The 13488-nt window shown below is 69.3% G+C and carries 11 protein-coding genes and 1 pseudogene; 6 read left to right on the top strand and 6 right to left on the bottom strand.

All coding sequences use genetic code 11. From position 1 onward, the window contains the following. The first annotated feature begins 1 nt into the window (after window position 1). From ACLQ2S_RS07905 to ACLQ2S_RS07895, 3 genes are all read left to right on the top strand, one after another. Entirely contained in the window at window positions 2-1387 is a 1386-nt protein-coding gene (locus ACLQ2S_RS07905) for a serine/threonine-protein kinase (protein WP_155221755.1), read from the top strand. Continuing rightward, the gene (pknB, locus tag ACLQ2S_RS07900) at window positions 1384-3210 is read left to right on the top strand and encodes a Stk1 family PASTA domain-containing Ser/Thr kinase (protein ID WP_425701423.1); all 1827 of its coding nucleotides are present in this window, start codon (window positions 1384-1386) and stop codon (window positions 3208-3210) included. Before ACLQ2S_RS07905 ends, pknB begins: the two co-directional genes overlap by 4 nt. Window positions 3211-3338: 128 nt before the next feature. Next, window positions 3339-4010 (top strand): DUF2690 domain-containing protein, encoded by a 672-nt coding sequence (locus ACLQ2S_RS07895; protein WP_155221753.1) that lies wholly within the window; start codon window positions 3339-3341, stop codon window positions 4008-4010. An 86-nt stretch (window positions 4011-4096) separates the two neighbouring features. Here ACLQ2S_RS07895 and ACLQ2S_RS07890 read toward each other — a convergent pair whose 3' ends face one another. Both ACLQ2S_RS07890 and ACLQ2S_RS07885 read right to left on the bottom strand, forming a co-directional pair. Then, complete coding sequence (locus ACLQ2S_RS07890) at window positions 4097-4759, bottom strand: hypothetical protein (RefSeq protein WP_155221752.1); 663 nt, start codon at window positions 4757-4759, stop codon at window positions 4097-4099. Window positions 4760-4771: 12 nt separating this feature from the next. Next, window positions 4772-6859: a glycoside hydrolase domain-containing protein gene (locus ACLQ2S_RS07885; RefSeq protein WP_425701422.1), complete on the bottom strand. Its 2088-nt coding sequence runs from the start codon at window positions 6857-6859 to the stop codon at window positions 4772-4774. A 470-nt stretch (window positions 6860-7329) separates the two neighbouring features. Between ACLQ2S_RS07885 and ACLQ2S_RS07880 the strand changes: the two genes are divergently transcribed. Then, entirely contained in the window at window positions 7330-7974 is a 645-nt protein-coding gene (locus ACLQ2S_RS07880; protein ID WP_155217043.1) for a SanA/YdcF family protein, read from the top strand. 90 nt (window positions 7975-8064) lie between these two features. After that, complete coding sequence (locus ACLQ2S_RS07875; RefSeq protein ID WP_155217045.1) at window positions 8065-8418, top strand: hypothetical protein; 354 nt, start codon at window positions 8065-8067, stop codon at window positions 8416-8418. Window positions 8419-8421: 3 nt separating this feature from the next. Here ACLQ2S_RS07875 and ACLQ2S_RS07870 read toward each other — a convergent pair whose 3' ends face one another. The 4 genes and pseudogenes from ACLQ2S_RS07870 to ACLQ2S_RS07855 all read right to left on the bottom strand — a co-directional run bounded on the left by ACLQ2S_RS07870 (window position 8422) and on the right by ACLQ2S_RS07855 (window position 12881). Beyond that, complete coding sequence (locus ACLQ2S_RS07870) at window positions 8422-9072, bottom strand: aminodeoxychorismate/anthranilate synthase component II (protein WP_425701421.1); 651 nt, start codon at window positions 9070-9072, stop codon at window positions 8422-8424. Window positions 9073-9077: 5 nt separating this feature from the next. Continuing rightward, window positions 9078-9380 carry a hypothetical protein gene (locus ACLQ2S_RS07865; RefSeq protein ID WP_155217049.1) on the bottom strand — a complete coding sequence of 101 codons (303 nt, stop codon included), beginning with the start codon at window positions 9378-9380 and terminating at the stop codon, window positions 9078-9080. A 2-nt stretch (window positions 9381-9382) separates the two neighbouring features. Beyond that, a pseudogene (locus tag ACLQ2S_RS07860) lies at window positions 9383-10549 on the bottom strand (class E sortase); the annotation flags it as partial. Window positions 10550-12080: 1531 nt separating this feature from the next. Next, window positions 12081-12881: a DUF881 domain-containing protein gene (locus tag ACLQ2S_RS07855; RefSeq protein WP_425701420.1), complete on the bottom strand. Its 801-nt coding sequence runs from the start codon at window positions 12879-12881 to the stop codon at window positions 12081-12083. Window positions 12882-13104: 223 nt separating this feature from the next. On the opposite strand from ACLQ2S_RS07855, the gene ACLQ2S_RS07850 reads away from it, so the two are divergent. Further along, on the top strand, window positions 13105-13371 hold the full coding sequence (locus ACLQ2S_RS07850; RefSeq protein ID WP_203998879.1) for a cell division protein CrgA: 267 nt from the start codon (window positions 13105-13107) through the stop codon (window positions 13369-13371). Window positions 13372-13488 lie beyond the last annotated feature (117 nt).

Raw genomic sequence — 13488 nt, 5'->3', positions numbered from 1 at the left:
CATGCTCAGTCCCGGTGTGCAGCTCGGTAACCGCTACCGCCTCGACGAGCGGATCGCCAGCGGAGGCATGGGCGACGTCTGGCGCGGCACCGACCAGGTTCTCGGGCGTACGGTGGCGGTCAAGAGCCTGCTCCCGGCGCTGCTGGACGAGCCCGGCTTCGCCGAGCGCTTCCGTGGCGAGGCCCGCACCATGGCGACGATCAACCACCCGGGCGTGGTCGACGTCTACGACTTCGGCAACGACCAGCACATCGCGTTCCTGGTGATGGAGTACGTCGAGGGCGATCCCCTCTCGGCCACGCTGAGCCGGGTCGGCCGGCTCACTCCGGCGCGGACCATGGCACTGGTCGCCCAGGCCGCCGACGCGTTGCACGCCGCTCACGTGAAGGGCATCGTGCACCGGGACGTCAAGCCCGGCAACCTGCTGGTCCGTCCCAACGGCACGCTGGTGCTGACCGACTTCGGCATCGCCCGGTCGGAACTGGTCGGGCAGCTCACCGCGGCGGGATCGGTGCTCGGCACCGCGTCCTACATCTCGCCGGAGCAAGCCACCGGGCAGGTAGCCACCCCCGCCTCCGACGTCTACGCGCTCGGCGTGGTGGCCTACCAGTGCCTCGCCGGCCGGCGTCCCTTCGAGGGCGACAACCCGCTCGACATCGCTATGCGGCACGTCCGGGAGATTCCCCGGCCGCTGCCCGCCGACATCCCGCCCCAGGTGCGGGCGGTGGTCGAGCGGGCGTTGGCGAAGGACCCGAAGGATCGTTGGCCGAGTGCCGCCGCGTTGGCCGGTGTGGCGCGGCAGTTGAAGAGCGCGCTGTCCCGGCAGGCCCGAGCCGGTGGTCAGGCCACACCCATCTCAGCCGCGCCCGCCTCGCCGGCACCGGCTCGGGCGCAGGTTCCGCCGCCACAACCCCCACAGCCGCCGCGTCCGGTCGCGGCTCCGCACTCCCCGGCTCCGGTGCATCCGCAGGCCGTGGGGCACCGGCCGCCAGCCCACCCGCAGGCCCGCCCGCCAGCGGCGCCGCATCCCACCACTGTGGCACCGGCCGCCGCCGGCTACCCGCGTGGCGCGGCGACCGTGCCATCCGGGTACGCTCCGCAGCCCACACCGTCACACCCTGTACCCCGACGGTCACGATCCGGCATGGTCTTCCTGGCCATCATGTTGGGCGCGCTGGTCCTAATCTGCTCCGGCGTGATTTCCTACCAAATACGGAACAACCTCGGTGCGGGCATGCCGGGCTACGTTTCCGTGCGAACGGTGACGTCCGACGCGCTGCGGCTCGACGGGCGAGACGATCCGGTCGGTACGGCGTACCGTCGACTGGATCAGCCCCGACCGGGCGGCGACAAGACGACGACGAGCGAAGGACGACAGACGCGATGACAGCGCAGGCCCGCCTGCTCGGTGGCAGGTACCAGGTCGGCGAGTTGCTCGGCTATGGCGGCATGGCCGAGGTGCATCGTGGTCGTGACCTGCGGCTCGGGCGGGACGTCGCGATCAAGATGCTGCGGGCCGACCTGGCCCGGGACGCCACCTTCCAGATGCGGTTCCGGCGGGAGGCGCAGAACGCCGCCTCCCTCAACCACCCGGCCATCGTCGCCGTCTACGACACCGGCGAGGAGCAGGCGCCGACCGGCGAGACGCTGCCGTTCATCGTGATGGAGTTCGTGAACGGGCGCACCTTGAAGGAGGTGCTCGGCGCCGAGGGCCGGTTGCAACCCCGGCGGGCCCTGGAGATCTCCGCCGACATCTGCGCCGCGTTGGACTTCAGCCACCGGCACGGCATCATCCACCGCGACATCAAGCCGGGCAACGTGATGCTCACCCAGACCGGCCAAGTCAAGGTGATGGACTTCGGCATCGCCCGGGCGCTGGCCAGCGGTGCCACCACGATGACCCAGACCAGCGCGGTCATCGGCACTGCGCAGTATCTCTCCCCGGAACAGGCGCGCGGCGAGGCGGTCGACGCCCGCTCCGACGTGTACGCCGCCGGCTGTGTGCTCTTCGAGCTGATCTGCGGACATCCGCCGTTCGTCGGCGACAGCCCGGTCAGTGTGGCGTACCAGCACGTGCGGGAGGCTCCGCCGACCCCGAGTGACCTGAACCCGGACGTGAATCCGGCGGTCGACGCGATCGTGCTCAAGGCACTGTCGAAGAACCCGTTGAACCGTTACCAGAGCGCCGGGGAGATGCGGGCGGACCTGCTTCGGGCGGCGGCTGGTCGGCCGGTGATGGCGACCCCGGTGATGCGCGAGGACGAGACCGTGGCGATGGCCGCAGCCGGTCGTCCGGGCTACCCGCCTGCGGGTGCCGCGCAGACCCGGCAGATTCCCGCCCGGGTGGGTGATCCGCGCCAGCGGAAGGCGTCGTCATGGCTGATCGCCACGTTCGCCGCGCTCGGCGTGCTCGCGGTCATCGCCCTGGTCGCCGCCCTGCTGCTGAACCAACGTGACACCCCGCAGAACGCGGCGGTGCCCACGGTCACCGGGCTGAGCCAGGCTGACGCGTTCGCCCAGATCCAGCAGGCCGGCTTCGTGCCGGCGCGGGGAGAGCCAGAGTTCAGCTCGGACTGCAAGGAGGGGACCGTCACCAGGCAGTCCCCAGCCGCAGGTGAGCGGGTCGCGCCGAACAGCACGGTGACTGTGAACATCTGCGGCGGCAAGCCGGAGGTGACCATTCCGCCGGGCCTGGTCGGCAGCACCCGCGAGAGCGCCGAAACCCAGCTCGAGAACCTCAATCTCAAAGTCGAGATCCAGGAGAAGAACAGCGCGGAGCGCGCGGGCCAGGTGCTCGACGTCTCCCCGCCCTCCGGGGAGAAGGTCGCCGAGGGAACGAAGGTCATCCTCACCATCTCCAAGGGCAACATCGTGCCGGTGCCGTCGGTGGTGGGTTTGCCCGAGGCAGAGGCGAAGCGGACGTTGGAACGCGCCGGCTTCAAGGTCGACCCCGAACTGGGTCCGGAGGTCCCCGCCGACGAGGCCGGACGGGTGGTCGACCAGAGCCCGAACGCCAACACCGAGCGCACCAAGGGCAGCACGGTGAAGATCATCGTGTCAGTGGCGGAGCCGGAGAACCCGGACCCGCCGACCCAGACCCCGCCGACTAGCACGCCGCCGACCACCCCGCCGCCGGATGACGACGACGGTGGCGGCAGTGGCGGAGGTTCAGGCTCGCTGACATCGCCCTTCCGCCTGTCGAGAGAGTGACGGGATGCGGTCTGGCAACGTCGGGACGCACTTAAATATTTAAGTACCTTGACGGAGATTACCCCCTGTGATGATATTGGCCCCGTCGCAAGTCGTGGCGATCGCATCACAGTACGGGGATCCTCTTCATGCATAAACCTGTCCGCGCGTCCCTGCTGCTCACCGCACTGATCCCGCTTCTCCTCGTTGCACCCGGGCAGTCGCTGGCGGCCGGGCCGTCGGACGCGGCGGCCTCTCCTGTCGTTGCGTCAGCCGAACCTGCCATGCCGAAGCGGGAGGAGGCTATCGCCAAGGAGCGTGACGGCCGGGCGGATGTCACGCTGCCCAGCCGCACCATCAAGCACGCCGACGGAAGCGTCGAAACGATCGCAGACCCCGCCGCCGTGCGGGCCCTCCGCTCAACCCTCGCGGTCGCCAGCTCCTGCGGCCCAGCCTGCGACGGCAAGGACCCCGCGTCGTTCCTGGCACCGATGCCGGGAGGCCCGTCCAACTACGTCTACTGCAGCACCGACGCTGTGACCATCTACAGCAAGCACAACGGCTACGAATCGCGAGTCGAGCTGCGGTACAGTCCGACCTGCAGAACGGCGTGGAGCCGCGGCTGCTGCTACACCGCCATCGCTGGCTTCGGGTACTACGCCAACGGGAATCTCCGCCTCTCGGTCTACAACTACGACGGCCGGTTCAACGGCACCAACGTATGGACCGCGATGCTCGACGATGCGGGCTACACCTACAAGGCTTGCTACGACACCCAGATCGGCGGTCCCTCGATCTGGTCCTGCACCAGTCGTTACTAGCCTTCACTCGGCCCACGAGATCAGCAGACAGAATTCCGGGCCCGCCGCGACTCACGCGGCGGGCCCGGATGTCGCTGTGTGCGGCGTCAGCGTGGACGCGGCACCCTCCGCGCCTTGTCACGGCGTGCGGGAGTTGCCGGATCCGCTACCGCCCCTGCCCTCTGATGGGTGACCAGGCTCTGCCCGCTGGAATCCAGTTGCGCGGCAACGCGGGCAAGTTCCTCGCTGCCGGGACGGGCGGCGAGGTGGAAGTGTGACACCTTGGCTGGTCGCAGGTCACCGCCCCAGACGACCGTACCCTCGCAGTCGACCAGGATGTCCCGCACGATCTGCTCATGATGAGGCCAGAGTCCTTCACTACCGCCGGCTGGATACGCGGTCGGATGCAGTGCGATCGCCGTGCCGGACAGGTAGTTGGACTCGTATTCGGCCCCGACCTTCCGGCGGGCGGTGTAGCCGGTGACGCCGCCACCCTCGCCGGTGTCGAGCGGTGCGATCTCGTAGTGCCAGCGGCGGGCGACGTGCAGCAGCACTGCGGCAGCGGGGCCCTGCCGCAGCGCGACTGACGCCAGAGAACCTTCGATCCGGTACGTGGTGATGGCGGTACGGTCGATCCGCCAGCCGTTGGCGGAGACCGCACGGGTCCACTTCGCCGCACCGTTTGCGGCAGCGTGGGCTGGAAGTTGAGGGGCGAGGGCGAGTACGCCGGCACCAGCGGCGGCACCGAGGAGTTGTCTTCTACTGAACATCAGGTTCCCTCACTACTCGCTGACGAGGCGGGACACGCCGGGGTCGGAGTTGTTCCGCCACACGTTGTGATCCAAGCCCCAGCCCGGCTGGAACGTGTACTCCCGAATCTGGTTGAACGACCAGTTCTCCGGCAGCGGGAAGCCGAGGTTGCCGGAGAAGCCCCACGACATGCCGGAGACGAACGACCAGCGGACACCGACCTCGTGCGATATTCGGCTGCACACGTTGCGGGAGCCGTACACCCCGCAGATGTAGCGGTTGCCCAACTCGGCGAGGCCGGCCTTGACACCTTGGAAGTACGGCAGGATGTTGCTGTCGATGTCGACGTCCAGTGCGTCGTAGTCGACCGCGAAGTAGATGCACGTACCGGGAGGGATGCGATACTCGACGGCCTTCTGGTGGGCGATCCTGCCTTGGTCGTAGCCCTTCTCGTAGGTGAAGTTGAAGAGCTGGGTGCCGTTGTACTGGAAGATCGGGTAGAACCGCAGCCCGGCGTCGAGGATGGTCTGTGGCTCGTGGGGCTTGAGCGCCTTCCCGAGGTAGCCGTCATCGCCCGGGCTGAGGTGCTCATCCAGGTAGCGGCCGACGATCCGGTAACCGGCAGCCATGAGTTGGGCGCCGCGGGTAGCGGTGATCTCGGTGATGCAGTCACACCCGGTCGCTGGCCGATCGACGTCTCCGGAGGAGACCAACAACTGGGCCCAGGTGGTGTAGTCGTTGGTGCCGGTGACCGGGATCTGCGAGAACTGCTGAAAAGCGCGTACCCAGGCCAGGTGGGTGGGGGTCGCGGTGTCGGTGTTGATGTCGTCCGGGCGGTACATCAGCGGTGTCTGGGGATCGCCCGGCAACATGGTGGGCGAGTTGAAGTAGCAGGCCGATCGGAACAGATATCTCAGGTTCCCGCTGAGTGTTCCGGATCCGACTCCCCGCAGCCCGGCCTGCGTACCCGGGCCGAAGTATCCGTTGATCGAGTTGAGAGCGATACCGATCTCGTACTGGATCGCCATCATGAAGCCCTGTTGGACGTCCCGCGAGTAGATGCCGTCGCAGGGCACCAGGCCCATCGCCGGGATGCCGATGCCTGCGACGTAGCGGGAGTTGAGCCGCTTCTGGATGTTCTGGATGTTGATGTCGCCCCGTGGCACGAGACGGAACTGGTCCATCCGCATCAGCGCCTTGACGATGTGCGGCCACATCGCGTTGTTGTCCTGGTCGACATACGTCAGACCGGCATCGCTGTAGAGCCGCTCAAGTGCGATCTGCGAGTCGACACCCCAGTTGTCGTACACTGTGGACGCCCAGTAGCCCTTGCAGAAAAGGGCACTGTTGTATATGCGGATCAGGTTTCCGTTGACCTCGCGGCTCGGCTGCCGGTTTCGCCTCTTGACGGCGTCGAAGGTGCCGGGACCGAAGCTCTGTACCGTCGGCGAGATGCCGAGTTCGTGCTGAAGCGCCTGGGTGAGCGAGAGGACCGTGGACCATCCGGTGCGCCCGAGTTCAGGGCACCGAATGTAACCCGGGGCGTTCGCGTAGGTGGCGTTCACCCACTTCTGAGCCGCATAGACGTGGATGTCGGCGAAGCCGGTCCAGGGTGCGGACGGGTCGATCGTCGAGCCGGGTTGCGCGTACACGTGCAACGTCCCGGGACAGTCGGTGCCGTACTGGTGCGAGTGCGGCAGGATGTGGTTGCCGGTCCTTCTCGGAGCTTCTTCACGCAGGTGCTGGATGAGCAATCGGTACGACTGCAGCATCGCCTCGGTGGGCATCTGGCCGCCGCGCAGGAGGGCGCAGATGGAGTAGAACCCGGCGTTGCGGCCCAGCCCGTCGATGAGCGGGCCGTCGCCGTAGTTCGCCTCGCCTCGCTCGTAGCCCCGACCCTCGTAGATGTTGCCGTGCGGGCAGATAAGGAAGTTGTACCAGATGTCCTTGTTGGTGGTTGAGTCGTTGTAGTCGCCCTCGTAGACGTCGGCGATGTCCCGCCGGCAGTCCTCTTCCGTGTTGTAGTCGCGGTGCCACGGGCGGTCCGCGCCCCGGTAGTGGATGAATACGCCGCCGACCGGATTCCACGCGTTATCCAGGTTGGGACGGGGCGGTGCCATTGCATGCGCCCGCAAGTCTTCGGGCGCATAGACTCCCCAGGTAGAGCGATTTTGGATAGTGACGAGCATTGCTCCTCGTTTCACCCGATGGACCGATTCGACAGGGGTGCGAATTACAGCACTTCATCTCCGCCAGCGAATGCCTCATGATGCGCCGGTGTGCCGGCTCCAATCCGCCGAGCAAATCCCCCCGTTCTGCCTGGGCTTCCGCATGAAGAATTGACCATCGACGCGATTATTATTGCAGCACATCGATGCCTTGATCCTATGGCACGTCCGTTCATGGCGGGGGGAGGCATTTCGGACCTTTGTTCCAATTCGCCAAGTCTCGGGGTCGAATCAGCCGCCCGCACCGCCGGCACTAGGCTGGCGGCTTGCCGGCGTAGGGGGCAGTGGTGGTTGTCAGGCGCTCCGCGTGGTTACGACGGGTGGCCCAGCCGGTGGCCCGGGCGAGTTGGTGGCGCCGACGCATGGCCCGGACGGCCGCCCTGGGACTGGGCACCTTGCTGCTCGTCAGCATTCCCTGGCTCTGGACGACGATCAGCGCTCGCGGCCACCTGTACGCGGAGACGGAAGCACCGACCGTCGACGTCGTGATCGTGCTGGGCACCGCTGTGACGGAGGACGGGCGCCGGCCCGGCACACGGCTGGCCGGCCGCCTGGAAACCGCCGCCGCGCTGATCCATGACGGCCGGGCGCGGGTGGTGCTCGTGTCGGGCGACGGAGACGGGGTGTCCGGGGACGAGCCAACGGCAATGACGGCCTATCTGACCGGGCGACTCAGCATCCCTTCCCGGCAAGTCGTCGCCGACCCGCACGGCCTGGACACATACGACAGTTGCCGCCGGGCGCGCGAGATCTACGGGATCGAGCAGGCTCTGATCGTCACGCAGTCCTATCACCTGTCCCGGGCGGTGACGCTGTGCCGGCATCTCGGCATCGAGGCCGCCGGGGTGCCCGCCCGCTGCTCGGGCTGCGGGCACGCGATGCTCGTGCGGAAGGCGGCACGGGACTATGTTGCCAGCGGCAAGGCGGCCTGGGACGTGAGTCGACGTAGGCCGGCCGCCGTGGAATCACCGGCGAACTCGGCCGTCGCGGACGCACTCGCCGGCTGACCGTCTGCGGCAGGCGAGGCGTACTGTCTTCTCTCGAAGGCGGAGCTGGGACGGGTCAACAGCCGTCGATCATGCCCTACGATGTGCCCGATGGGGACTGAGGCAGCACCGACCAGATCCAGGATCGAGACCCTGGTGACGCCGTCCCGAGTCGCGCTGCTCGGCGCCATCGTTGTGGTGCTTCTGCTGCTCTTCCCGATCGAGATCAGGGTGGCCGGCAACCACGAGGGGACCACCTGCGGCAACACCCTGGCGATGGACCTCGACCGTTGGGTGGACTCTGCGGACGGGCCCTACCGCGAGCGGGCCTTCCAATCCTGCACCGCCAAGCGGATCGACCGGATCGGACAGGCCGTCGGCGTAACGGCGTTGACGGTCCTGGCCGTGACGCTCCTGATCACCCGGGACCGGCGCCGGAGCGGAGCGGAGCGTCCCGAGTCCTGACCCTCAGGTGGCGGCGAAGGCAGCCCGGCGGCGGGCGTCGACCTCGGCGGCCAGTTCCGGGGCGCGGTCCAGCGCTTCCGGGTGGCCGCAGGCGGCGAGCCAGTTGGCCAGCATCAGGTGACCACCCTCGGTGAGCACCGACTCGGGATGGAACTGGACGCCCTCGATCGGCAGCGTGCGGTGCCGCATCGCCATCACGATGCCGGAGGCGGTCCAGCCGGTCACCTCCAACTCGTCCGGCAGCGTCTCCCGCAGCACGGCGAGGGAGTGGTAACGGGTCGCCGTGAAGGGATCGGGCAGGCCGGCGAGGACACCGGTGCCGTCATGCCGCACCTCCGAGGTCTTGCCGTGCAGCAGCTCGGGGGCACGGGTGACGGTCGCCCCGAGCGCCTCGCCGATGGCCTGATGACCCAGGCACACGCCGAAGATCGGCACCTGGCCGGCGTACTCGCGGATCACGTCGAGGCAGATGCCGGCCCGGTCGGGTGTGCCCGGCCCCGGTGAGAGCAGCACGCCGGCCGCGCCGACCCGGCCGACCTCGGCCAGCTCGATCTCGTCGTTGCGTCGTACCTCGCACTCCACGCCGAGCTGGCCGAGATACTGCACGAGGTTGAAGACGAACGAGTCGTAGTTGTCGATCACCAGGACACGCATCGGGATCACTCGTCCTCGTCGGGTGGCGGAGTGTTGTTCCGGTCGGTCTCGTACGGCAGGTCGTGCTCGTCACCGGGTGGCGCGTCGTCGACCGCGCCATCGTCCCCGGTATCGAGGTCACCGTCGGGCGCGCCCGGCACGCCGGAGTCCTCCTGGGTGACCTGCACGTCGTCGAAGGGGAGCAGCGGCTCCGCCCAGGGAAACACCACGTACCACAGCAACGCCACCATGGTGGTGGCGAGTAGCAGGCTGCCGACGATCTTGCCGGGCAGCCCGAACGGTAGTTTGCGCCAGATCCAGGCGTACATCGTCAGGTCCCCAACTCCGCCGGGCGTCCTTCGGCCTTCGGCTGCGTACGCGTCAACTCGGCGTGGATGATCAACCGTTCGTAGTTGTCGAACTTCGGGTTGCAGGTGGTCAGGGTCAGCATCCGCTTGGTCGGTTTCGCACCCGGCTTCCCTGGCACCGGAGCCACCACCTCGACCTGCGTTGGTTTGACGATCAGGCTCTCGGTGACCTGGTAGACGTGCCAGTCGTTGCGCCCCTCGACCACGATCGGGTCGCCTTTGCGCAGCTCGTCCAACCGCCAGAAGGTGGCCCGGTTCCGGTGCCCGGCCACGGAGAAGTTGCCGACCTCGCCCGGCCCGGCGCTGTCCGGGTAGTGGCCCGGCGCGTACCGGATGTCCTTCTGGCCGACACCCTCGACCACGATCCATTCCTTGTCGAATTTCGGAATGTAGAGGCCGGCGATCGGGGTGCCGTGCACCGCGGGCTTCGGCTTGGCGGACGGGCTGGCTGACGCAGTCACCGTCGGGTCCGTCTCCGGTTCGGGGGCCCACGCCTGGGCCAGTTGCTCGCTCAGCTCGCCCTGGTGGGCGTCGACGATCGCCGACTTGCCCCAGATCTCGTACCCGGCAAAGAGGAGCACCACCAGGCCGAAGGTGATCAGCAGCTCGCCGCTGAACCGCAGACCGGTACGCACCCTGGACCACACGGACGGGCGGGTCAGCTCCGAGTAGACGCTCTTGTAGCCCTCACCCGTCTGGTGCGGGCGCAGCTGCACCACCCGGTCGCCGCGCCTCGGCTTCGGTGCCTCGGTTGCCTGGTCGGCGGGCGGTTCCTCACCCTTGGGTGGCCGAGGTACGGCACCCATCAGGGCGGTCGAGTCCAGTGCGGGCGGTGTGCTCGGCCGCGCTCCGGTGATCGCCGGGATCAGGGCGGTGGCCGCCGGGTCGACCGATCGGTTCGGCGTGGACATCTGCCCAGGCGTAATGGCCTGTCCGGGCGCGGTGGCCGATCCGGGCGTAGCCGCCTGTCCCGGCGCGGCCTGTCCCAGCGTGTTGGCCGGTCCGGGCGTATTGGTCGGTCCGGGCGTGGCTGCCTGGCCCGGCGTGGTGGCCTGGCCCGGCTCCGTGCCCCGCCCACCGGTTGCCGAACCGGTGATCTTCGGCATCAGCGCGGTCGGACCATCACCGGACCAGTCAGCCCGGCCCGGTGACTGCTCCGGCGACTGCCGTGGTGGTTCGACGCCCGGGGTGCCCCGGCCCTCCAGCGACCAGGACGGCGTCGTCGGCGGTTGGCCGGATGCCGGGCCGTTCCCGGCAGACCTGTCCTGGTCAGGCGACGCGGCCCGGAGCGGCTGCGCTGCCAACCGGTCCTGGCCGGTCTGCGCGTGCTGTGGCGGTTGCGCTGGCGGCAGGTTCTGGCTGGCTTGCGCGTGCTGTGGCGGTTGCGCTGGCGGCAGGTTCTGGCCGGTCTGCGCCTGGTGTGGCGGCTGTGCGGCCTGGTGTGGCGGCTGTGCGGCCAACCGGTCCTGGCCTGGTTGCGCCGGGCGCGGCCCGTAGACCGGTGGCCGGTCCTGGCCCGTCGGTGTCTGGCGCTGCGGTTGCGCAGTCGGATCGCCGGGATAGGTCAGCGGCTGCGGTGCGGGCCCGCTGGTGGTCGCCGGTCCGAACTGCGGTGCCGGGGCGTCGGGCTGTCCCGGTGCGGGCCGGGGCGGTTGCGGTGCGGGTGGTACGCGGCCTGCCTGCCCGGACCCGGGGCGCGACGCGTGCTCGCCGTAGGGCGCTCCGTACGGCGGAGCGGGGGTCGGCTGAGGCGAGGCTCCGGGCGGTGGCGCGGCTGGTCGTACCGGGGCGGGTTGGGCTGCCCCGGCGTCCGCGCCGCCGGGCCGGGTGCTGTTCGACTGCTCGGTGTCACCCGCGCTGCGGGTCGGCTGGAAGGCACCCCGCCACGGTGTCGTCGTCACCGGGATGTCCGGTTGACCCGACGGCAGGGGTACGCCGTGCCACTGCTCGTTGTTTCCCGTGCCGTGCTGCTGGCCCGTGGCGGCGCGACCGGGATCGGGCGCGGGATCCCACTGGTCGGCCGGGCGGGCGGGCTCGGCCGCCCGTTGCGGGCCCGGCGCCGGATCCCACTGGTCGGCGGTACGGCCGGTGGTCGTCGCGGCGTCCCACTGGTGCGCCCGCTGGTCCGTGACCGGCGCGGTGTCCCACCGTCCGGCAGGTGAGGTCGGTTGTTCCTGGCCGCCGGCACGCCAACGGTCGCCCGTCGGCGCGCTTCTCCCGTCCGGTCCCGGCATCGCGCCCGTCCGTTCGGGTCCGGGTGCCGTTCCCGTCCGTTCCGGTCCCGGCGTCGCGTTCCAGCCGGTCGAGACCCCGGGGGTCCGGGCGGACGGGTCCGCCACCGGTGGCGCATCCCACCGGCCGGGGCCGCCGGGCGGATTGACCTCGGGGGGCCCGTCGAAGCGGCCGGAGTTGGTCGGCCGCTGGCCGTCCGGCGGCGACCAGCCGCTGCCGGGTGCCTGCTCGGTTGGACGCGAGGCGGTGGGCGGCTCCTGCGGTGGCGGGGCCGGGGTCGGCCCGGACCGGGTGGGCGGCACCGGGTCCGGCCAGGCACCCGTCGTACGGGCGGCTGCCGGCTCCGCCCGCTCCACCTTGGGCAGGAAGGCGGTGGGTTCGTCGGTCTGGTCGCGGTGTCGACCGTCGGACTGCGGACTCACCGGGGGCTCACTCTGGCACCGTCGCGGAACGCAGGGTGGTGGAGTCCTCGAAGGCGGGCACAGTGACGGTGCCAGGAATCTCGGAGTAGCCGAGTTGGTAGTTGTCGACCGCGTCCCTGAACCACCGGACTCCCTCAGAAGCGGCGAGGGCCTGCCGAAGTGCGGCGGGGTCGCCAATTGCTACGATCTTGAAAGGTGGGGAGTACACCCGCCCGTGTAGCAGCAGGGTGTTACCCACGCAGCGTACCGCGCTGGTTGCCAGGACACGCACGTTCATGATTGACATCGCCTCGGCGCCGCCGGCCCACAGCGCGTTGACCACCGCCTGCACATCGCCCTGATGGACGACCAGGTCGTCGTTGGTGGCACCTTCGGGCAGGTTGCTCAGCTGCGGCGCGTCGTTGAGCTGGACGGTCAGGCCGGGACCGGTGAGGGCGGTGAAGCCGGCAGCGGCCCGACTGGAGTCGGCTCGCTGCTGCTGTTCCCTGATCGGGCCGTCGGAGTTGGCGAGGACGGCCGTCCGGTTCTCAAGCTCCCGGCGGAGCGTGGCGGCCCGTTTCTCGTTCGCCGCCACCTGTTCGCGGCGATCCTCGATCAACTCGGTCAGCTGGGGCCGACGATCCTCGCGCAGCGCGGTGCCGCCCGCCGTGGTGGCCGTGGTGGTGAAGAGCAGTCCTGCCGCGAGGGCGATCAGCGGCACGCCGATCGACCAGCCCGGACGGCGCTGACGGGGCCGCCGGGGCAACAGCCCGGCGACGAGTCGTCGCAGCGCCTTCTGCCACGACGCTGCGCCGGACGTGTACTCCACGGGCCAGTCCCCCTCGTCACTGTGCTCCGGGTCGCCCGGTACGCCCCGGATCGACAGCCGTCCTACCCTGTTTTCCGGTGCTGCCCGGTACCGGTCTCGCCTCATTCGTGGATCGGACGGGTCTTCCGGACTACGCTAGCTGTCGAACATTATTGGCCATGGACCGTCGCCTTCGCGCCCGGTTGTCAGGCCGGACGAGGTCGTAACCCCTCTGGAGAGCGCCGTGCCCAAGTCTCAGGTCCGCAAGAAGAAGGTGTACACCCCGCCTACGGACGTCCGCCCGACGGCGACGACCGCAGCCGCCAACAAGCCCAGCCCGGTGTGGCTGCCGGTCCTGGCGGTGTCGCTGATCGTCTTCGGCATCGGCTGGCTGGTGGTCTACTACCTCTCCGAGCAGGAGTACCCGGTCATGGAGCTCGGGTACTGGAACTTGGCGGTCGGCTTCGGCGCGATGGTCGCCTCGCTGATCGTGCTGTCCCGCTGGCGCTGATCCACGGCGCGACGCCACGGCTGCCCAGCACCCCGGCGGCCCGCCCGAGCGGCGGTGCCGCCGGCCTCCTAAGGTATGCGGAGGGCAGCGTGGCCCCCGAGTGCGAGATGACTCACG

This window comes from Micromonospora sp. DT48 (assembly GCF_049844495.1).
Lineage (GTDB): Bacteria > Actinomycetota > Actinomycetes > Mycobacteriales > Micromonosporaceae > Micromonospora.
Note: the sequence above shows the minus strand (reverse complement) of the source record. Positions and strands in the feature narration are given on the sequence as shown.

Coding starts and splice junctions, on each gene's coding strand:
- pknB (WP_425701423.1), top strand. CDS start 1,384: ATGACAGCGCAGGCCCGCCTGCTCGGTGGCAGGTACCAGGTCGGCGAG.
- ACLQ2S_RS07880 (WP_155217043.1), top strand. CDS start 7,330: ATGGCCCGGACGGCCGCCCTGGGACTGGGCACCTTGCTGCTCGTCAGC.
- ACLQ2S_RS07875 (WP_155217045.1), top strand. CDS start 8,065: ATGGGGACTGAGGCAGCACCGACCAGATCCAGGATCGAGACCCTGGTG.
- ACLQ2S_RS07865 (WP_155217049.1), bottom strand. CDS start 9,380: ATGTACGCCTGGATCTGGCGCAAACTACCGTTCGGGCTGCCCGGCAAG.
- ACLQ2S_RS07870 (WP_425701421.1), bottom strand. CDS start 9,072: ATGCGTGTCCTGGTGATCGACAACTACGACTCGTTCGTCTTCAACCTC.
- ACLQ2S_RS07890 (WP_155221752.1), bottom strand. CDS start 4,759: ATGTTCAGTAGAAGACAACTCCTCGGTGCCGCCGCTGGTGCCGGCGTA.
- ACLQ2S_RS07895 (WP_155221753.1), top strand. CDS start 3,339: ATGCATAAACCTGTCCGCGCGTCCCTGCTGCTCACCGCACTGATCCCG.
- ACLQ2S_RS07905 (WP_155221755.1), top strand. CDS start 2: ATGCTCAGTCCCGGTGTGCAGCTCGGTAACCGCTACCGCCTCGACGAG.
- ACLQ2S_RS07885 (WP_425701422.1), bottom strand. CDS start 6,859: ATGGCACCGCCCCGTCCCAACCTGGATAACGCGTGGAATCCGGTCGGC.